Here is a 17528-nt window from a genome sequence, read left to right on the forward strand (position 1 = left end):
CATGATGGGCGAGTTCGAAGCCATCCGACCGTACAACGACGCCGAAGTCCCGGCCGTTCTCCAGCGCCTGCTGAGCGACGACGCCTTCCTGGGTATTCTGGCGCGTTATCGTTATCCGCGCCTGTCGCGCCCCTTCGGCTGGCTGCTGCGCCCGCTGATCGCCCACCGCCTGGCCCGCGAGGTCACCGGCATCCGCAGCGTGGTGGAACTGCAGGACAAGTGCGAGCCCTACGTCGACCGCACCATCGAGCACGCCACCGACGGCGTCACCTACTCCGGGCTGGACAACCTCAAGAGCGGCCGCGCCTACCTGTTCATCGCCAACCACCGCGACATCGTGATGGACCCGGCGTTCTGCAACTACGCCATCTACCACGCCAAGCTGCCGACGCCGCGCATCGCCATCGGCGACAACCTGCTGCAGCGGCCCTTCGTCAGCGACCTGATGCGCCTGAACAAGAGCTTCATCGTGCACCGCTCGATCAGCGGCCGGCGCGAGAAGCTGGCGGCCTACACCACCCTTTCGGCCTACATCAACCATTCGATCCGCCACGACGGCGAGTCGGTGTGGATCGCCCAGGCCGAGGGCCGCGCCAAGGACGGTGACGACCGCACCGACTCGGCGATCCTCAAGATGTTCCACATGAGCCGCAAGGACGAGCCCTTCGCCGAGGTGATCCGCGAGCTGCACCTGATCCCGGTGTCGATCAGCTACGAATACGACCCCTGCGACGCCGCCAAAGCCCGCGAGCTGTACACCCGCGCCACTACCGGCGAGTACCGCAAGGCGCCGGGCGAGGACGACGCCAGCATCGCCCAGGGCATCACCGGCTACAAAGGCCGCGTGCAGATCAACTTCGGCGCCGAGATGGACGGCGACTACGCCGACGCCAAGCAGCTGGCCGCCGCCCTGGACCGGCAGATCCTCGGCAACTACCGGCTGTTCCCGGTGCACTACCTGGCCTACGAGATGTCCGAGCTGCGCGACCCGGCCCTGGCCGTGCCCGGCGCCGAGAGTCTGTTCGGCACCGAGGAACTGCGCCGGGCCCGCGAGCAGTGGCAGCAGCGCCTGCAGGCCTGCCCGCCGGAGCACCGCCCCTACCTGGTCCTGCAGTACGCCAACCCGGTGCTGAACCAGTACCGGCTCAAGCAGGCCTGAGCCACCGCATGAACGAAAAGGGCGCCCATGGGCTAATGCCAGTCAGTTAAGGCTGACACATTGACCTTTAGTCTGCAGGCCGCAAAATCCGATGCTTGGAAACGAGCATCGGATTTTTTATGCGCCTGTCACAAGCCCTGTCCCTCACTCACGAAATGGCATCGCGGCCTCATGCGCTGGAGGGGCTGGGAGCTTTGCTCGATCCAGACATCGTGAAACAGGCTTTCGAGACTGCAGGTGTCTCGACCATTCGCAAGCGTCGTCTTCCGCTTGAAAGCCTGGTGTGGTGCATCATCGGCATGGCGTTGTTCCGCCGGATGTCGGCTTGGGATGTCGTGAACCACATGGACATCATGCTACCGGGCAAGCGGCCGCTGGTGGCGCCCAGCGCTGTTGTGCAAGGGCGGCAGCGGCTGGGTAGCGAAGCTGTACGCGAAGTCTTTACGCTGACCCAGCAGCGATGGCACGAAGAAACCAAACATCCGCAGTGGTTGGGATTGACGCTGCTTGGCGTGGACGGCGTTGTCTGGAATACGCCTGATACCGCAGAAAATCGTGCGTGCTACGGCAGCGCGACCAACCAGCATGGTGACGGCAGCTTTCCTCAAGTTCGGATGGTCTGTCAGATGGAGCTGACCAGCCATCTACTGATAAGCAGCACTTTCGAGGGCTATCACAGTAGCGAAATGAAGCTGGCAGAACAGCTGATCGCCACCACGCCGAATCATTCGTTGACCCTGTTCGACAAAGGTTTCTACTCGTTGGGCTTGCTGCATCACTGGCAATCGCACGGCGAGCATCGACACTGGCTGATCCCTTTGAAAAAGGGCACTCAGTATGAGGTAGAGCACAAGCTTGGGCGCAATGATGCCCAGGTCGTTCTGCGTACATCGCCTCAGGCTCGCAAACAATGGCCAGACTTGCCGTTGGAAATTCGAGCGAGGTTGCTGAGCAAAACGATCAAAGGAAAGGTGGTGAGCGTCTTGACCTCAATGACCGATCCGCTGCGTTTCCCTGGCGATGAGATCGTCGATCTTTACAGTCAGCGCTGGGAAATCGAACTGGGCTATCGGGAGATCAAGCAAGGACTTTTGGGCGGCGAATACACCCTGAGAAGCAAGACTCCGGAGATGATTGCGCAAGAACTGTGGGGCGTGCTGCTGGGCTACAACCTGTTACGTTATCAGATGGTACAGATGTCGAGGCAGTGCCCGGGGGTATACCCATGCGAAATGAGTTTTACCGCCTGCAGTTGGGCAATCCTGGGCTTGCTGCATGGCACGTCGCTGAACCATCCCGGTAACTTGCCAGGATTTCTGGCAGATTTGCAGGCCTCAGCGGCGCAGTATGTCCTACCTCATCGGCGACCTGATCGCTGGTTCCCGAGAACGGTGAAGCAGCGACCAGCAAAATATTCGACACGAAAATGAAAATGCCAGTCAGCTTAACTGACTGGCATTAGCCCATGGGCGCCCTTTTGCATCGCGACGGTGCGTTTTCAGCCCGGCAGGTGCGTGCTGTACTGGCTCAGCGCGACGGCCAGGGCCAGGCAGGCGAAGCCGAAGAGGTAGAAGAAGCGGTTGATCCTGGCCGTCGAAGGCTCGGCCTCGGCCAGCGGCGCGGCCACGCCCTCGCCACCGGCGACCAGGCGTTGCAGGGCCTGGCGCTCGCGCCGGCGGGTGGCCAGCAGCAGCCAGGCGCCGGCCAGGGCGAAGAACAATGCCAGGTCGTTGAGAACCCGGGCGGGATGGGCCTGGAACAGATTCCAGAGCGCCTGCAGCGACATCACGACCTCCACACTTCAGGACTGCACGCCCGGAAGCCAGAAAGCGCCAAGGCCGAGTTCTGTACGAAGCGACGAACCGCAGCGGGTGCGTCACAGGACTGAAAGAAAGACGCCCGATTGTATCTGTCAGGAGGAAGGCACAGCCAGTTCGGTCGTCTTATTCACGACGAACGTCAGCCTTATCGAGAAGGGTTCTAAGCCTTTTCCGACACCTGGCACGTGACTGGCTAGTCACCTTTCGCCATCCGGTATCCCGCCTAGGAGATTCGCCATGCTCGAAATCGTACCCCACGAAAGCGCCTACCTGATCGAACATCTGGATGAAATCGAAGCCGTGGTCACCGACCTCTCCTTCAACGTCCAGGACGACCACTGGCTGGTGTACTGCCAGGCCTGCGGCCACGAACACCTGGACCTGCCGGAAGCCGACGAGCGCCAGCCGGCCTACGAGACCGACCCGTTCCGCCAGGCCGCCGCCTGAATTCCCGCGACCATGAACGAAAAAGCCCGGCGAGTGCCGGGCTTTTTCATTCGCGCCAGGACGATCAGCGCTGGTTCAGCGTCTGCCCGATGGTCGGGTCCTTGAACACGCGGTCCAGGGCGTCGCTGAGCACGTCGCTGACCAGCTTGGTGTTGGTCTGCTGGTTCGGCGCCATGCCGAAGCGCTGGTTCAGGCTGGAGCCGTAGCGGCCGTTGTAGCGGCGCCCGCCGGCCTGCACGTCGACGCGGAAGGTCGCGCCTATGGTGGCCTCGGTGACGTAGATGCCGTCCTTGGGCGACTGGTACTTCAGCTCGGCCAGGGTGAGGGTCAGGGTCGGGGCGTTATAGGCATTCGGCGAGGGAGTGAAGCCGAGCAGGCGCACCGCCGCCTCGGTCTGCGCCTGCAGCTTGGGAATCACGTCCTGGCTGCGCACGGTGACCGCGCTGGTCTCCGAGTAGAGGCCGCCACGGGTGCCCAGCTCGGTGCTCTGGCGGCCGTCGACCACCTTCACCACCACCGGCTGGCCCTGGCCGACGGCGACCGGCTGGCCCTTGAATACCGGGTCCGGGTTCAGTTGTTGCGGGCTGAGGGCACAGCCGGACAAGGCCAGGGTGCCGGCGGCGATCAGACTGAGCAACAGGCGCTGCAACATGTTCGTGTCTCCATGGGTTGGGCTCGGAACGGCGGGCAGTATACCGGCCGTCGGAGCGCCCTGATAGCGCTCTGCAGCTTGGACGCTGGCACTTTGTTGCAGGTTCCTTGGCGGCGACATGCGCAAGGGCATGGCGCACCATATTGGTGCAAAAATAGGAAATCCGGTGACTGGAACTCGGAAAAAAGTCTAAGTACGAGGGCTTTTTTTGCTTTTCGTCGTTATAATCGCGCCCCGATTATAAGGACGCCTCCTGATCGGGTCCCACAGCACGACAGCCTTGCGCCCGTCGGCCTGTCACACCCTCCTAGAGAGTCGCCAATTGCGCCGTGGCCACCGGTCCCGCGCTTTGTACCGATCGTTGCGACGACACTTTCAGGCAAGGATTGCCGCGAGTCCCCTCCGTACCGAGTCCGGACCCGCCCGCAGCGACGACCCCCTTTGAGCTTCACGTCTCCATAAGAGCGTGATTTGAAGGTTTTTCACTACTTCACGAGAGTGTGGCGAGCGAGAATGGCGAACGAACACGAAGCGTTGGATGTGCTGCTGGTTGGCGCCGGCATCATGAGCGCAACCCTGGCGACCCTGTTGAAGGAAGTCGAACCCGGCACCCGCCTGGAGATCGTCGAACTGCAGGAGTCCGGAGCCATCGAGAGCTCCAACCCCTGGAACAACGCCGGCACCGGCCACGCCGGCCTCTGCGAGCTGAACTACACGCCGCAGGCCGCCGATGGCTCCATCGACATCAAGAAAGCGGTGCAGATCAACGCCCAGTTCGAGGTGTCCAAGCAGTTCTGGGCGCACCTGGTGGACAAGGAAGGCTTCGGCAATCCGCGCAACTTCATCAACCCGGTGCCGCACCTGAGCTTCGTCCGTGGCAAGGACGTGCCCTTCCTGAAGAAGCGCTTCGAGACGCTGAGCCAGCACCACGCCTTCGAGTCCATGGTCTACACCGAGGACCGCGAGCAGCTGGGCCAGTGGGCGCCGCTGACCATCCCCGGCCGCCCGGCCGACGAGCAGGTCGCCGCCACCCGTGTGGAGCATGGCACCGACGTCAACTTCGGCGCCCTGACCAACCAGCTGCTGGCCCGCCTGGGCAAGCAGGACGGCGCGAAGGTCAGCTACTTCCAGAAGGTCGTGGGCCTTGAGCGCGACGGCCAGGACTGGATCGTCGACATCAAGAACACCCAGAACGGCCAGTCGCGCAAGCTCCGCGCGAAGTTCGTCTTCCTCGGCGCCGGCGGCGGCGCGCTGCCGCTGCTGCAGATGTCCGGCATCCCGGAAAGCAAGGGCTTCGGCGGCTTCCCGGTGAGCGGCCAGTGGCTGCGCTGCGACAACCCCGAGGTGGTCAAGCAGCACCAGGCCAAGGTCTACAGCCAGGCCGAGGTCGGCGCCCCGCCGATGTCCGTGCCGCACCTGGACACCCGCGTGGTCGATGGCAGGAAGTCCCTGCTGTTCGGGCCCTACGCCGGTTTCTCCACCAAGTTCCTGCGCCACGGCTCCTTCCTCGACCTGCCGCTGTCGGTGCGTGGCAGCAACCTGATGCCGATGCTGGCGGTCGCCCGCGACAACATGGACCTGACCCGCTACCTGGTGCGCGAAGTCATGCAGTCCATGGACCAGCGCCTGGAAAGCCTGCGCAAGTTCTACCCGCTGGCCAACCCGGCCGACTGGCGCCTGGAAACCGCCGGCCAGCGTGTGCAGATTATCAAGAAAGACGCCAAGAAAGGCGGCATCCTGCAGTTCGGCACCGAGCTTGTGGCCTCGGAGGACGGCACCATCGCCGCCCTGCTGGGCGCCTCCCCGGGCGCGTCGGTCACCGTGTCGATCATGCTCGGCCTGCTGGAGCGCTGCTTCCCGCAGCAGTACAAGTCCGAAGCCTGGGGCGCCAAGCTCAAGGAAATCTTCCCGGCCCGCGAGAAGCAGCTGGAGACCGATGCCTCGGCGTACCGCGAGATCAACGCCTACACCTGGCAGAAGCTGCAGCTGGATCAGTGATCCAGCGCCAGCGCAAAAGGCCCGCCATCCGGCGGGCCTTTTCGTTTGTGCAGCCTTCGTTTCAGCGAGCGCTGATCATCCAGCCGACGCCGAAGCGGTCGTGGAGCATGCCGAAGCGCTGCGCCCAGAAGGTCTTCTCCAGCGGCATGTCCACCTGCCCCTCCTCGGCCAGCGCGGCGAAGGCCTTCTCGGCGGCGGCCACGCTGTGCAGGGCCAGGTGCAGCGAAAAGCCATTGAACGGCGCTTCGTGCTCGCCGCGGCCGTCGGACATCAACACCTCGGTCTGGCCGATCTGCAGGCTGGCATGCATGACCTTCTCGCACCAGCCGTCGGGCACCTGCAGCGGCCCCGGCGCCTCCTCGTAGCGCATCAGCGCGTTGAGCTGCGCGCCGAGGGCCTGCTGGTAGAAGGCGATGGCTTCGTCGCACTGGCCGTGGAAGAACAGATAGGGCTGTACATGCATGTCGGCGTCCTCACCTTGTCGTTGTTCTACCTGCAAGTCTAGGCGGGGGCGGGGGATCTGCGCCGATGCGCTCTTCGTAGGATGGGTTGAGCTTGCGAAACCCATGCGGCCATGGCGATGGGTATCGCTTCGCTCCACCCATCCTACGGGGCCAGGCATCAGGCACGAAAAAGCCCGCACACGGCGGGCTTCTTCACGGCGAGATCGATCAGCCGCGGGCGGCTTCGATCACCTCGATGTAGGGCTCGGCCTGGCGCTGGTCGTGGATCAGCGCGACGAAGTCCTCGCCCTTGGCGTTCTTCGCGCCGAGGTCGTAACCGGCCTCGACGAAGAACTTCACGAAGCGCTCGAAATCGTCGATGCGCAGGCCACGGTAGGCCTTGATCAGCTTGTGCAGCGACGGCGGGGTGTCGTCGGCCGGTTCGACCTCGAGGAACAGCTTGATCGACTCGTCGCCGATCTCTTCGCCAATCACCTGCTTCTTGTCTTTACGCATCGCTCGCTTCTCTCTACGGCACCAGTCGACGGCCCGGCCGTCATCAAAGGCGGGCAGTGTAACCCCGCGGCGGGCGCCGGCTCAACGCAGGCGCACGGCGCCGCTGTGCAGGTCGGCCCAGACGTGGCCGTTGGGATAGCTGAGGAACTGGCAGAACACCGGGCCATGGCGCAGCAGGTCGAGCAGTTGGGTATAGGACGAGGCCGGGTAGGACAGGCTCAGGGTGCGGCTGGCGGCGTCGTAGCTGGGCTTCTTCAGGCTCTTGCCCTCGCTGTCGAAGCTGATCAGCACCTGGGTCACGGCGCCGCCCTTGTTCAGCGGCTTGCCCTTCAGGCGCAGCAGCGCCGGGGTGGTGATCGGGATCGGCTGCTGGTTGGACTGGCGCTGGTTGCCCAGCACCACGCTGTATTCGGTGACCTGCAGCAGTTGCTGCTGCTCCGGCGCCTCGCCGCGCAGGTTGTTGTCGTCCGGCGGCAGGAACTGGGCATGGGCCACCGGCGCAGCGGCGGCGAACAGCGGCCCGGAGAAGGCCAGGAAGGCAAGGCAGAACAGGTGGCGCAACGTCATCGTGAACCCCGCGGGAAAACTCGTCCGGCACTCTAGCACGGGCCCGGCGGCACTCGTACAGGTACGTGGTGGGGGCTTTCACGCATCGATAAGATTCGATGCATTCGCTCCGCCAGATGGATGCAGAGGCCCCATGCTGCACAACGTTTCCGACCTCGACCTGCGCCCGCTGCTCGCCGAACGGCTCGGCTACGGCATCGAGCACAGCCTGCTGCTGTGCGACGATGCGGGCCACAACCAGGCCCTGCAGGCGCTGGTGGAGGACCTTTGCGCCGTGCATGGCGTATCCCTGCCCTAGCCTGTGAACACGCTCAGGAATCCGGCTATCGCGGACAAAGTCCGCTCGTTGCAGGCGAGCTCGGCGCTGCCTGCAAGACGGGCGTAGGCGCTATGCGCCCTACATTGCTATGCCCTCCGGCAAACACAGCCCCCCGTAGGATGGTGTTGAGCGAAGCGATACCCATCACCATGGCCCGATGGGTATCGCAAGCTCAACCCATCCTACGAAGAGCATCTCGGCGCAGCCTGCAAGACCGTGCTTCCTACGATGTGTCAGCGCGGCGCGGTGATGTGCTTGATGCCGAGGAACGCCGACAGCCCCCAGGGCCCCAGCTCGCGCCCTATGCCGCTGGCCTTGCCGCCGCCCCAGGAGGTCTGCGGGAACACCACCTGCGGCGAGTTCAGCCAGACGTGGCCGGCCTCCAGGCGCTCGCTCCTACGAAAAGCCTCGCACTCAGGCGGGAAACTGCGCCCGCATCCAGGCCAGGTATTCAGCCGCGCCGGGCTCGCCCTCGCGCGGGGCCCAGACGCCGCGTTCGTCGTCGGCCAGGGCCTGGTAGGGGCCGGCCTTGCACTCGAACATCAGGCTGTCCGGCGCCAGCGCCACCAGGGCGTGGAAGGTGCCCGGCGGCAGGTCCACGCCGGGGCAGTCGCCTTCGGGCGACAGCTCACGGGTGGCGAGCAGTTCGCCGGCCTCGGAGAAGATCAGCAGGCCCAGGCGCCCCCTGAGCACGATGATGCTCTCGGCCTTGTCGGGGCTGCGGTGGCAGTGCGGCTGCACGTAGGTGTCCGGCTGCAGCGCATTGAGCAGGCGATGGCAGGGCTCTTCCATCGCGTGCAGGTTGTGATGCTGGCGGCGGCGCGGGCTGGCGGCCGCCTGACCGGCCAGCCCGGCGAACAGGACCTGGTCGAGGAAACGCGGCCCGGCCACGGCTCAGAGGCCCTTGACGGCGAAGATGCCCGGGGCGTTGCGCCAGTAGCCCTTGTAGTCCATGCCGTAGCCGAAGATGTAGCGGTCCACGCAGGACAGGCCGACGTAGTTGGCCTTCAGGTCCGGGCGCGCCTTGCGGTCGTGGTCCTTGTCGATCAGCACCGCGGTGTGCACTTCGCGGGCGCCGGCGTGGCGGCAGAAGTCGATGATCGCCGAGAGGGTGTGCCCTTCGTCGAGAATGTCGTCGACGATCAGCACGTCGCGGTCGATAAAGGAGATTTCCGGCTTGGCCTTCCAGAACAGCTCGCCGCCGGTGGTCTCGTTGCGGTAGCGGGTGGCGTGCAGGTAGGACAGCTCCAGGGGGAAGTCCAGCTTCGGCAGCAGCTTGCCGGAGAAGATCAGCCCGCCGTTCATCACGCAGAACACCACCGGGTTGCGCTCGGCCAGGTCCGCGTTGATCGCCTGGGCGACGCGACCGATGGCGGCGTCCACTTCGGCGTCGTTGTACAGGCAATCGGCTTCGGCCATGACTTGGCGGATGTGCGCGAGATCGACGGACATTGGCGGGCTCTCCCGGAAAAAGTGCGCAAAGGTACCCATCCCTCTGCCCTGGAGCAAGTACCGGCGGACGAAAGTCGCCGACAATCCCGGGCCAGGCCAGGCGGGTTCCGGCAGTAGGCGGCCGGCGGCTATTTGTCGCGCACCGACTGCCAACTGCCCCTAAGATGCTTTACGCTACCGCAATTTTTTGCCAGCCCCCTCCCGGAGACCCCGTCCATGCCCGTGCACGAGATTCGCCATCCCCTGATCCGCCACAAGATCGGACTGATGCGCCGCCACGATATCAGCACCAAGAATTTCCGCGAGCTGGCCCAGGAAGTGGGCGCCCTGCTGACCTACGAGGCGACCGCCGACCTGCCGCTGGAGAACTACGAGATCCCCGGCTGGGCCGGCTCGGTGCAGGTGGAGAAGATCGCCGGCAAGAAGATCACCGTGGTGCCCATCCTGCGCGCCGGCATCGGCATGCTCGACGGCGTGCTCAGCCTGATCCCCGGGGCCAAGGTCAGCGCCGTGGGCGTGGCGCGCAACGAAGAGACGCTGCAGGCGCACACCTACCTGGAGAAGCTGGCGCCGGACATCGCCGAGCGCCGCTCGCTGATCATCGACCCGATGCTGGCCACCGGCGGCTCCATGGTCGCCACCATCGACCTGCTGAAGAAGGCCGGCTGCAGGGAAATCCGCGCCATGGTGCTGGTGGCCGCGCCCGAGGGCATCAAGGCGGTGGCCGAGGCGCACCCGGACGTCATCATCTATACCGCCTCGATCGACCAGGGGCTGAACGAGAACGGCTACATCATCCCCGGCCTGGGCGATGCCGGCGACAAGATCTTCGGCACCAAGCAGAAGGAAAACTGATCCATGGCCGATGAATTCCATGACCCGCTGTGGCGCCAGGTCATCGCCGGCGCGCAGATGCTCTTCGTCGCCTTCGGCGCCCTGGTGCTGATGCCGCTGATCACCGGCCTGGACCCGAACGTGGCGCTGTTCACCGCCGGCTTCGGCACCCTCATGTTCCAGCTGGTGACAGGGCGCCAGGTTCCAGTGTTCCTGGCCTCCAGCTTCGCCTTCATCACCCCGATCATCCTCGCCAAGGGCCAGTTCGGCCTGGCCGCGACCATGGGCGGGGTGGTCGCCGCCGGCTTCGTCTACACCTTCCTGGGCCTGGCGGTGAAGATCAAGGGCACCGGCTTCATCGACCGCCTGCTGCCGCCGGTGGTGATCGGCCCGGTGATCATTTCCATCGGCCTGGCCATGGCCCCCATCGCCGCCAACATGGCCATGGGCAAGGCCGGCGACGGCACCGAGCTGATCCCCTACCGCACCGCCATGCTGATCTCCATGCCGGCGCTGGTCACCACCCTGATAGTCGCGGTGTTCGGCAAGGGCATGCTGCGCCTGGTGCCGATCATCAGCGGCGTGCTGGTGGGCTACGCGCTGTCGTTCATGTTCGGCGTAGTCGACGTGGCCAAGATCGTCGCCGCGCCCTGGCTGGAGCTGCCGAAGTTCACCGCGCCGGAATTCAACTGGCAGGCCATCCTGTTCATCGTCCCGGTGGCCCTGGCCCCGGCCATCGAGCACATCGGCGGGGTAATCGCGGTGGGCGGGGTGACTGGCAAGAACTACCTGAAGACCCCGGGCCTGCACCGCACCCTGCTGGGCGACGGCATCGCCACCTCCGCCGCCGGCCTGTTCGGCGGCCCGCCGAACACCACCTACGCGGAAGTCACCGGCGCGGTGATGCTGACCAAGAACTACAACCCGAAGATCATGACCTGGGCGGCGGCGTTCGCCATCGGCCTGGCCTTCGTCGGCAAGTTCGGCGCCATCCTGCAGAGCATCCCGGTGCCGGTGATGGGCGGCATCCTCTGCCTGCTGTTCGGCACCATCGCCTCGGTGGGCATGAACACCCTGATCCGCCACAAGGTCGACCTGTCCCAGGCGCGCAACCTGTGCATCGTCTCGGTGACCCTGGTGTTCGGCATCGGCGGCGTGCTGATCGGCTCGGGCACCGGCCCGGACGACTTCGGCCTGAAGGGCATCGCCCTGTGCGCCATCGTCGCCATCGTCCTGAACCTGATCCTGCCCGGCGAGGAAGGCTGGCAGAACAAGGCGCTGGAGGAAGGCGCCAAGGAAACCGAACACCCGTGAGCCCCGGATGCCCCGGACCGACGAAAGGACCGGGGCGCCACTGCCGAGGCTGCCGTAGACTCCCCTCAGCGACTGCGAACGCCTGCCCGAAGCGGTAGTCCACAGAAGAGGGAAGCGCACAGTCCCGGAGGTAACCGTCATTTTCGTCTGCCGCAACACCCCGCGCCCCGAACTGAACGGAGCGCGCCCCACTCGCCGCGAGGCCCGGCCATGAGCCGCGCCTGGTGGCTGCTGATCGCCCTGCTCGGCGCCTCGCTGGTGCCGCTGGTGCTGGGTGGCCGGCCGATGCTCGAGCAACTGGCGAGCTTCCCGCTGGACAACCTGCTGCTGTTGCTCGGCATGATCCTGCTGTGCTGGCTGATCAACGCCCAGAAGCTGCGCGTGCTGCTGGCCGGCCGCGCCGGGCCGCTGAGCCAGCGGCAGTCGATCGGCATCATCATGGCCTCGGAATTCGCCTTCTACGCCACCCCCGGCGGCAGCGGCGCGCCGCTGACGCTGATGGCCCTGCTGGCCCGCCGCGGCCTGCGCCCGGCGCAGAGCAGCGCGATCTTCGCCGTCGACCAGTTGAGCGACCTGCTGTTCTTCCTCAGCGCCCTGCTGGTGGTGCTGTGCTACACGCTGTCCCACAGCCTGAGCCCGAACCTGGAATCCTCGCTGCTGGTCAGCGCCGTGCTGCTGGGCGGCATCCTGTTCGGCGTGGTGCTGCTGGCGCGCTTCCAGCGCCGTGTGATCCGCGCCAACGGCCGCCTGCTGGCGCGCCTGGGCGTCAAGCCGCGGCGGCGCCTGCACTGGGCGCGCAAGCTGCTGCACTTCCGCGACAGCATCGCCACCAGCCTCAAGCAGCCGCGCAGGCGCCTGGCGCTGGTGTTCCTGCTCACCAGCAGCCACTGGCTGCTGCGCTTCTCGGTGCTCTACCTGATCCTCCAGGCCATGGGCGTGGAGCTGCATTGGGCCTGGACCTTCCTGATCCAGCTGCTGTCCCTGGCCGCCGGCCTGGCCACCCTGCTGCCGGGCGGCGCCGGCGGCACCGAGCTGACCTCGCTGGCGATGCTCAGCCCGCTGGTGGGCAAGCCGACCGCGGCCGCGGCCATCCTGGTCTGGCGGGTGGTGACCTACTACTTCTACCTGGTGGCGGGCGCGCCGGTGTTCGCCATCATGGCCGGACGCCCGCTGCTGCGCCGCCTGATCGGCTTGCGCAACCGCGACGCCTAGCGCCGGCCCTGCCGGCGATTTCGCGCGCAGGGCGCGCTCCTACAGGGGAATGGCGCGGATGGGGCAGTGTAGGAGCGGACCTTGTCCGCGATAGCCGGAACCACCGGCGCGTTTCGCGGATAAGATCCGCTCCTACACCGTCCGGCAAACCCATCGCCATGGTCCGATGGGTATCGCAAGCTCAACCCATCCTACGAAAAGCACCTCGGCGCAGTCCTACCGTACGGACAGGCACGGCTTCCCGTAGGAGCGAGCTTGCTCGCGAACCGCATGTCACCGCAGCTGCCGGGAAAATCTGTTCGCGAGCAAGCTCGCTCCTACGAAGAGCACCTCAACTCAGCCCGCAGCACGGTCGTAGGAGCGGACTCCGTCCGCGATGGCCGGGCCTCCACACCAGGCCCCCACCCTTTACGGCACCAACACCGCCGCGCCCTGGAAACGCCCGTGGCGCAGATCGTCCAGGGCCTGGTTCGCCTGCTCCAGCGGATAGCGCTGCACCTCGGTGCGTACCCCGGCCCGGGCGGCGACGGGGAAGAACTCCAGGCCGTCGCGGCGGGTCAGGTTGGCCACCGAAACCAGCTCGCGCTCGCCCCACAGGATCGAATAGGGGAAGCTCGGAATGTCGCTCATGTGGATGCCGGCGCACACCACCCGGCCACCCTTGCGCACGGCACGCAACGCGGCAGGCACCAGCTCTCCGGCCGGGGCGTAGATGATCGCCGCGTCCAGCGGCTGCGGCGGCGCCTGGTCGGACGGCCCGGCCCAGACGGCGCCCAGCGAGCGGGCGAAAGCCTCGGCGGCGTGGTCGCCGGGACGGCTGAAGGCATAGACCTCGCGCCCCTGCCAGCGCGCCACCTGCAGCACGATGTGCGCCGCCGCGCCGAAGCCGTACAGGCCCAGGCGCCGGCCGTCGCCGGCCTTGACCAGCGAGCGCCAGCCGATCAGCCCGGCGCAGAGCAGCGGCGCCAGCTCGGCATCGTCGCCCGCTTCGCCCAGGGCGAATGTGAAACGCGCATCGGCCACCACGTACTCGGCATAGCCTCCCGGCCGGGTGTAGCCGGTGAACTGCGGCGCGTCGCAGAGGTTTTCCTGGTCGCGGGTACAGGGCGGACAGTGACCGCAGGTATGCCCCAGCCAGGGCACGCCGACCCGCTGGCCCAGGGCGAAACCCTCGACGCCTGCGCCTAGGGCATCGACGTAACCGACGATCTCGTGCCCGGGGATCACCGGCAGGGGCACCGCCGGCAGTTCGCCGTCGACCACGTGCAGGTCGGTACGGCACACCCCGCAGGCCGCCACGCGCACGCGCAGCTCACCTGGGCCGGGTTGCGGCACGGGCAGCTCGCGCAGTCGCAGCGGCTGGCCCACCTGTTCGAGCAGCATGGCGCGCATGGGTCACCTCCACACGGGCGATTCGGCTAGGGTTTCTTCGGCAGCGCCTCGGGGCGCGCCCCGTCGTCCTGCAGTTCGCGCCAGAGTTCGGCGGCGCCGGGGAACTCGGTGCCGTCCTCCTCGCTCAGCGCATCGATGTCGTAGCGGCTGGTACAGCCCTCGCCCAGGGTGGGCGGCGGGGTGGCTGTGCCGGGGGCTTTCTCGTCGGACATGGCCGGACTCTCCTGCAATGCGGGTTCGCCCGGCCGACGCGGCTCAGGGCCTGTTTACGATCTCGCGAGCTAGAGCAGAACAAGGCAGAAACAGGCGAGAGAGCGCAGTTTAGTCCGCTAAATGAGCATCGCTCGCCTGTTTTTAACGCCGTTATGCCGACGCGCAGCAGATCGTGGACAGGTCCTCAGTCGAACACCACTGTCTTGTTATCGTGCACCAGCACGCGGTCTTCCAGGTGATAGCGCAAACCGCGCGCCAGCACCATCTTTTCCACGTCCTTGCCCAGGCGCACCATCTCCTCGACGTTGTCGCGGTGGCTCACGCGCACCACGTCCTGCTCGATGATCGGGCCGGCGTCCAGTTCCTCGGTGACGTAGTGGCAGGTCGCCCCGATCAGCTTCACGCCGCGCAGCGACGCCTGGTGGTAGGGCTTGGCGCCGATGAACGAGGGCAGGAAGCTGTGGTGGATGTTGATCACCTGGTGGCGGTACTTCTGGCACAGGTCCGGCGGCAGGATCTGCATGTAGCGCGCCAGCACCACGTTGTCGGCCTGGTGCTCGTCGATCAGCCGCGACACCTCGTCGAAGGCCGGCTGCTTGTTCTTCGCATCCACCGGCACGTGGAAGTAGGGGATGCCGTGCCATTCGACCATGCTGCGCAGGTCGTCGTGGTTGGCGATCACGCAGGGGATCTCGCAGTCCAGCTCGCCACTGTGCCAGCGGTGCAGCAGGTCGGCCAGGCAGTGCGACTCGCGGCTGGCCATCAGCACCACGCGCTTCTTCACCGCCGAGTCGGTGATGCGCCAGACCATGTTGAACTCGCGGGCGATGGGGGCGAAGGCCTGGCGGAACCCGTCGAGGTCGAACGGCAGGGAGTCGGCGCGAATCTCGTGCCGCATGAAGAACCAGCCGTTGTCGTTGTCGGAGTGATGACTGGCCTCGGTGATCCAGCCGTTGTAAGTGGCCAGGAAATTACTCACCTTGGCGACGATGCCGACCCCGTCGGGACAGGCGATCACCAGTCGGAAAGTGCGCATGGGTGTGGCTCCAGATACTTCGCGAAGGCCGCCATTCTAGCGGCTGCCCGGGAAAACCGCGACCGCCGCCAAGGGACATTCGGACAGGTCCTGATTTAAGTGCGCGGACAATACGTCTATCGAAGCAACTTAAATATTACGTTAAGTAGCCAGAAAACTTTATCCAATGGTTTACTCGAACAAATCGGCTGACTATTATTGGGAGTACTAATATTCCAGCAACGCTTGACCTCAAGACAAGGTACGCCGACATGTCACTGATCAATGAGTACCGCGCCACCGAAGAAGCCATCAAGGAACTTCAAGAGCGCCTCAAGTCCCTGGAAAAGGACGACAAGCTGAAGAAGGAACTGGAGTTCGAAGAGAAACTCCGCACGCTCATGGGCAGCTATGGCAAGTCCCTGCGCGACATCCTCGCGCTGCTCGATCCGGACGCCAAACTGAGCAAGGCCCCGCGTGCCGCCAAGGCCACCGGCAGCAAGCGCGCGCGCAAGGTCAAGCAATACAAGAACCCGCATAACGGCGAAGTCATCGAAACCAAGGGCGGCAACCACAAGACGCTCAAGGAATGGAAGGCCAAGTGGGGCGCCGACACCGTCGAGAGCTGGGCCACCCTGCTGGGCTGAGCCCGCCCCGCCGCGTCACGCGCATTGCGAAAACGCCAGCTTCGGCTGGCGTTTTTTATTGCCCGCGAAGAACTCGTCGAACACTAAAGGCAATAACGCTGACGCAAGACTGCGGCATATGCCTGCCACTCCTGCAGCAATGCCCTGCCCTGCAGCCCAGTATTTTCGAGCTGTTCGGCCAGAGCCACTTCGAAGTTCGCCAGGGTATTGGGCGCGCCGTACTCGTCGAGCATCAGCCGGCAACGGCAGAACTCCCGCCATTGTTCCTGCTCGGCCGTAGACAAAGTTTCCGGAAAATTCCGCGCGCGATAACGGAACAGAAGTTCCACCAGGCGCGGATCGTCGAATGGCCATTGTTCTCGTCCCAGGCGCACGGGGTCCGCCTGGCGTACCTGTTCGCAGAGCCGCCGGTCACGGTCGCCGATAAAACCGTCATATAGCTGCTGTTCCGGATCGGCGACGCCGGGGAAGTTCTCTTGTTCATATATCGCGGCCAGCTTGTCCTGCCACTGCGGCTTGCCTTCGACCAGCACCTGCGCGCGCGCTTGCCAGGCCGCCAGGTCGATGCCCAGGCGCGCCTGGTCCTGCTCGCGCAGCACCGCCAGCGGCGCCAGCACCGGGCAGCGGTTGACGTGCACCAGCTTCAGCGGCACCGGCAGCTCGCCCTCGCCCAGCTCCTCGCGGCGGGTGTACAGGCGCTGGCGCAGGGTCTCGGCGTCCAGTTCCAGCAACGGCGCCGGGTCCAGCCCCAGGTCGCAGACGATCAGGGCGTTGCGGTTGCGCGGGTGCCAGGCCAGCGGCAGCACCAGCGACAGGAAGCTGCGCGCCGCCGAGAAACGCCCGGACACGTGCACCAGCGGCTTGAGCAGTTGCACCTGGTCGAGCACCGCGTGCTTGCCGCGCAGGCGGTAGAGGAAGTCGTAGAGCTTGGGCTGGCGCTGGCGGAGCAGCCGGGCCATGGCGATGGTCGCGCGCACGTCGTACAGCGCGTCGTGGGCCTGGCCGTGCTCCAGGCCGTTGGCCTCGGTCAGGCGCTCCAGCTTCAGGGTGACCACGCCCTCGTCGTTCAGCGGCCACTGGATGCCTTCCGGGCGCAGCGCGTAGGCGGTGCGCACCAGGTCGATGAGGTCCCAGCGGCTGTTGCCGCCCTGCCATTCGCGGGCGTAGGGGTCGAAGAAGTTGCGGTAGAGGCTGTAGCGGGTGACTTCGTCGTCGAAGCGCAGGGTGTTGTAGCCGGCCACGCAGGTGCCCGGGCGCGACAGCTCGGCGTGCAGGCGGGTCATGAACTCGGCTTCGCCCAGGCCCTGCTCTTCCAGGCGCTGCGGAGTGATGCCGGTGATCAGGCAGGCCGCCGGGTGCGGCAATATGTCGTCGCTGGGGCGGCAGTAGAAGTTCAGCGGCGCCTCGATCTCGTTGAGCGCCTCGTCGGTGCGGATGCCGGCGACCTGCAACGGGCGGTCGCGGCGCGGGTCGATGCCGGTGGTCTCGTAGTCGTACCAGAAGATGCTGGCGGTCATGACGCTCTCCC

Annotated in this window: 20 protein-coding genes and 1 pseudogene; 9 read left to right on the forward strand and 12 right to left on the reverse strand. The window is 65.7% G+C overall.

Annotation, left to right across the window (positions count from 1 at the left end):
* The first annotated feature begins 1 nt into the window (after position 1).
* On the forward strand, positions 2 to 1159 hold the full coding sequence (locus FG99_RS26905) for a 1-acyl-sn-glycerol-3-phosphate acyltransferase (protein ID WP_043273277.1): 1158 nt from the start codon (positions 2 to 4) through the stop codon (positions 1157 to 1159).
* A 119-nt stretch (positions 1160 to 1278) separates the two neighbouring features.
* Positions 1279 to 2589 (forward strand): IS4 family transposase, encoded by a 1311-nt coding sequence (locus tag FG99_RS26910; protein WP_043268243.1) that lies wholly within the window; start codon positions 1279 to 1281, stop codon positions 2587 to 2589.
* Between the two features lie 68 nt (positions 2590 to 2657).
* Here FG99_RS26910 and FG99_RS26915 read toward each other — a convergent pair whose 3' ends face one another.
* Complete coding sequence (locus FG99_RS26915; RefSeq protein WP_009615852.1) at positions 2658 to 2945, reverse strand: hypothetical protein; 288 nt, start codon at positions 2943 to 2945, stop codon at positions 2658 to 2660.
* A 271-nt stretch (positions 2946 to 3216) separates the two neighbouring features.
* Here FG99_RS26915 and FG99_RS26920 point away from each other — a divergent pair, with 271 nt between their 5' ends.
* A complete protein-coding gene (locus tag FG99_RS26920) occupies positions 3217 to 3426 on the forward strand; it encodes a hypothetical protein (protein WP_009615850.1) in 210 nt (69 codons plus the stop codon).
* 64 nt (positions 3427 to 3490) lie between these two features.
* On the opposite strand, the gene FG99_RS26925 is transcribed toward FG99_RS26920, so the two are convergent.
* The gene (locus FG99_RS26925; protein WP_009615848.1) at positions 3491 to 4078 is read right to left on the reverse strand and encodes a YajG family lipoprotein; all 588 of its coding nucleotides are present in this window, start codon (positions 4076 to 4078) and stop codon (positions 3491 to 3493) included.
* Between the two features lie 513 nt (positions 4079 to 4591).
* On the opposite strand from FG99_RS26925, the gene mqo reads away from it, so the two are divergent.
* Positions 4592 to 6076, forward strand: coding sequence for a malate dehydrogenase (quinone) (gene mqo, locus FG99_RS26930; protein WP_043273278.1), 1485 nt, complete (start codon positions 4592 to 4594; stop codon positions 6074 to 6076).
* Positions 6077 to 6137: 61 nt separating this feature from the next.
* Here mqo and FG99_RS26935 read toward each other — a convergent pair whose 3' ends face one another.
* The 3 genes from FG99_RS26935 to FG99_RS26945 all read right to left on the reverse strand — a co-directional run bounded on the left by FG99_RS26935 (position 6138) and on the right by FG99_RS26945 (position 7602).
* A complete protein-coding gene (locus tag FG99_RS26935) occupies positions 6138 to 6539 on the reverse strand; it encodes a VOC family protein (protein ID WP_009615843.1) in 402 nt (133 codons plus the stop codon).
* A 208-nt stretch (positions 6540 to 6747) separates the two neighbouring features.
* Entirely contained in the window at positions 6748 to 7035 is a 288-nt protein-coding gene (locus FG99_RS26940) for a PA4642 family protein (RefSeq protein WP_043273279.1), read from the reverse strand.
* Between the two features lie 81 nt (positions 7036 to 7116).
* Complete coding sequence (locus FG99_RS26945) at positions 7117 to 7602, reverse strand: hypothetical protein (protein ID WP_043273280.1); 486 nt, start codon at positions 7600 to 7602, stop codon at positions 7117 to 7119.
* Between the two features lie 133 nt (positions 7603 to 7735).
* Here FG99_RS26945 and FG99_RS32315 point away from each other — a divergent pair, with 133 nt between their 5' ends.
* Complete coding sequence (locus tag FG99_RS32315; RefSeq protein ID WP_156060103.1) at positions 7736 to 7900, forward strand: hypothetical protein; 165 nt, start codon at positions 7736 to 7738, stop codon at positions 7898 to 7900.
* Between the two features lie 254 nt (positions 7901 to 8154).
* Here the strand turns inward: FG99_RS32315 and FG99_RS31690 are convergent.
* The 3 genes and pseudogenes from FG99_RS31690 to FG99_RS26955 all read right to left on the reverse strand — a co-directional run.
* A pseudogene (locus tag FG99_RS31690) lies at positions 8155 to 8328 on the reverse strand (aldehyde dehydrogenase family protein); the annotation flags it as partial.
* A 7-nt stretch (positions 8329 to 8335) separates the two neighbouring features.
* Positions 8336 to 8812: a WbuC family cupin fold metalloprotein gene (locus FG99_RS26950; protein WP_043273282.1), complete on the reverse strand. Its 477-nt coding sequence runs from the start codon at positions 8810 to 8812 to the stop codon at positions 8336 to 8338.
* Positions 8813 to 8815: 3 nt separating this feature from the next.
* A complete protein-coding gene (locus tag FG99_RS26955; protein WP_009615834.1) occupies positions 8816 to 9373 on the reverse strand; it encodes a hypoxanthine-guanine phosphoribosyltransferase in 558 nt (185 codons plus the stop codon).
* 216 nt (positions 9374 to 9589) lie between these two features.
* Here FG99_RS26955 and upp point away from each other — a divergent pair, with 216 nt between their 5' ends.
* The 3 genes from upp to FG99_RS26970 all read left to right on the forward strand — a co-directional run bounded on the left by upp (position 9590) and on the right by FG99_RS26970 (position 12733).
* Positions 9590 to 10228 (forward strand): uracil phosphoribosyltransferase, encoded by a 639-nt coding sequence (gene upp, locus FG99_RS26960; RefSeq protein ID WP_009615833.1) that lies wholly within the window; start codon positions 9590 to 9592, stop codon positions 10226 to 10228.
* 3 nt (positions 10229 to 10231) lie between these two features.
* A complete protein-coding gene (locus FG99_RS26965; protein WP_043273283.1) occupies positions 10232 to 11521 on the forward strand; it encodes a uracil-xanthine permease family protein in 1290 nt (429 codons plus the stop codon).
* Positions 11522 to 11731: 210 nt separating this feature from the next.
* Positions 11732 to 12733, forward strand: coding sequence for a glucosaminyl phosphatidylglycerol flippase (locus FG99_RS26970; RefSeq protein ID WP_043273284.1), 1002 nt, complete (start codon positions 11732 to 11734; stop codon positions 12731 to 12733).
* 408 nt (positions 12734 to 13141) lie between these two features.
* Here FG99_RS26970 and FG99_RS26975 read toward each other — a convergent pair whose 3' ends face one another.
* The 3 genes from FG99_RS26975 to purU form a co-directional block, all read right to left on the reverse strand.
* Positions 13142 to 14125, reverse strand: coding sequence for a zinc-dependent alcohol dehydrogenase family protein (locus tag FG99_RS26975; protein WP_043273285.1), 984 nt, complete (start codon positions 14123 to 14125; stop codon positions 13142 to 13144).
* A 26-nt stretch (positions 14126 to 14151) separates the two neighbouring features.
* Positions 14152 to 14337, reverse strand: a complete 186-nt coding sequence (locus FG99_RS26980) for a hypothetical protein (protein WP_043273286.1) — start codon at positions 14335 to 14337, stop codon at positions 14152 to 14154.
* Positions 14338 to 14522: 185 nt separating this feature from the next.
* The gene (gene purU, locus FG99_RS26985; protein ID WP_009615828.1) at positions 14523 to 15374 is read right to left on the reverse strand and encodes a formyltetrahydrofolate deformylase; all 852 of its coding nucleotides are present in this window, start codon (positions 15372 to 15374) and stop codon (positions 14523 to 14525) included.
* Positions 15375 to 15625: 251 nt separating this feature from the next.
* On the opposite strand from purU, the gene mvaT reads away from it, so the two are divergent.
* Positions 15626 to 16000 carry a histone-like nucleoid-structuring protein MvaT gene (gene mvaT, locus FG99_RS26990; RefSeq protein ID WP_009615827.1) on the forward strand — a complete coding sequence of 125 codons (375 nt, stop codon included), beginning with the start codon at positions 15626 to 15628 and terminating at the stop codon, positions 15998 to 16000.
* A gap of 83 nt (positions 16001 to 16083) precedes the next feature.
* On the opposite strand, the gene sbcB is transcribed toward mvaT, so the two are convergent.
* Entirely contained in the window at positions 16084 to 17517 is a 1434-nt protein-coding gene (gene sbcB / locus FG99_RS26995) for an exodeoxyribonuclease I (RefSeq protein WP_043273287.1), read from the reverse strand.
* Between the last annotated feature and the right edge of the window lie 11 nt (positions 17518 to 17528).

It is taken from the genome of Pseudomonas sp. AAC (assembly GCF_000725445.1).
GTDB classification, from domain to species: Bacteria; Pseudomonadota; Gammaproteobacteria; order Pseudomonadales; family Pseudomonadaceae; genus Pseudomonas; species Pseudomonas citronellolis.

Excerpts from the sequence above, each read along its gene's own strand:
- FG99_RS26905 (WP_043273277.1), top strand. The coding sequence starts at position 2 with ATGATGGGCGAGTTCGAAGCCATCCGACCGTACAACGACGCCGAAGTC.
- FG99_RS26910 (WP_043268243.1), top strand. The coding sequence starts at position 1,279 with ATGCGCCTGTCACAAGCCCTGTCCCTCACTCACGAAATGGCATCGCGG.
- FG99_RS26915 (WP_009615852.1), bottom strand. The coding sequence starts at position 2,945 with ATGTCGCTGCAGGCGCTCTGGAATCTGTTCCAGGCCCATCCCGCCCGG.
- FG99_RS26920 (WP_009615850.1), top strand. The coding sequence starts at position 3,217 with ATGCTCGAAATCGTACCCCACGAAAGCGCCTACCTGATCGAACATCTG.
- FG99_RS26925 (WP_009615848.1), bottom strand. The coding sequence starts at position 4,078 with ATGTTGCAGCGCCTGTTGCTCAGTCTGATCGCCGCCGGCACCCTGGCC.
- mqo (WP_043273278.1), top strand. The coding sequence starts at position 4,592 with ATGGCGAACGAACACGAAGCGTTGGATGTGCTGCTGGTTGGCGCCGGC.
- FG99_RS26935 (WP_009615843.1), bottom strand. The coding sequence starts at position 6,539 with ATGCATGTACAGCCCTATCTGTTCTTCCACGGCCAGTGCGACGAAGCC.
- FG99_RS26940 (WP_043273279.1), bottom strand. The coding sequence starts at position 7,035 with ATGCGTAAAGACAAGAAGCAGGTGATTGGCGAAGAGATCGGCGACGAG.
- FG99_RS26945 (WP_043273280.1), bottom strand. The coding sequence starts at position 7,602 with ATGACGTTGCGCCACCTGTTCTGCCTTGCCTTCCTGGCCTTCTCCGGG.
- FG99_RS32315 (WP_156060103.1), top strand. The coding sequence starts at position 7,736 with ATGCTGCACAACGTTTCCGACCTCGACCTGCGCCCGCTGCTCGCCGAA.
- FG99_RS26955 (WP_009615834.1), bottom strand. The coding sequence starts at position 9,373 with ATGTCCGTCGATCTCGCGCACATCCGCCAAGTCATGGCCGAAGCCGAT.
- upp (WP_009615833.1), top strand. The coding sequence starts at position 9,590 with ATGCCCGTGCACGAGATTCGCCATCCCCTGATCCGCCACAAGATCGGA.
- FG99_RS26965 (WP_043273283.1), top strand. The coding sequence starts at position 10,232 with ATGGCCGATGAATTCCATGACCCGCTGTGGCGCCAGGTCATCGCCGGC.
- FG99_RS26970 (WP_043273284.1), top strand. The coding sequence starts at position 11,732 with ATGAGCCGCGCCTGGTGGCTGCTGATCGCCCTGCTCGGCGCCTCGCTG.
- FG99_RS26975 (WP_043273285.1), bottom strand. The coding sequence starts at position 14,125 with ATGCGCGCCATGCTGCTCGAACAGGTGGGCCAGCCGCTGCGACTGCGC.
- FG99_RS26980 (WP_043273286.1), bottom strand. The coding sequence starts at position 14,337 with ATGTCCGACGAGAAAGCCCCCGGCACAGCCACCCCGCCGCCCACCCTG.
- purU (WP_009615828.1), bottom strand. The coding sequence starts at position 15,374 with ATGCGCACTTTCCGACTGGTGATCGCCTGTCCCGACGGGGTCGGCATC.
- mvaT (WP_009615827.1), top strand. The coding sequence starts at position 15,626 with ATGTCACTGATCAATGAGTACCGCGCCACCGAAGAAGCCATCAAGGAA.
- sbcB (WP_043273287.1), bottom strand. The coding sequence starts at position 17,517 with ATGACCGCCAGCATCTTCTGGTACGACTACGAGACCACCGGCATCGAC.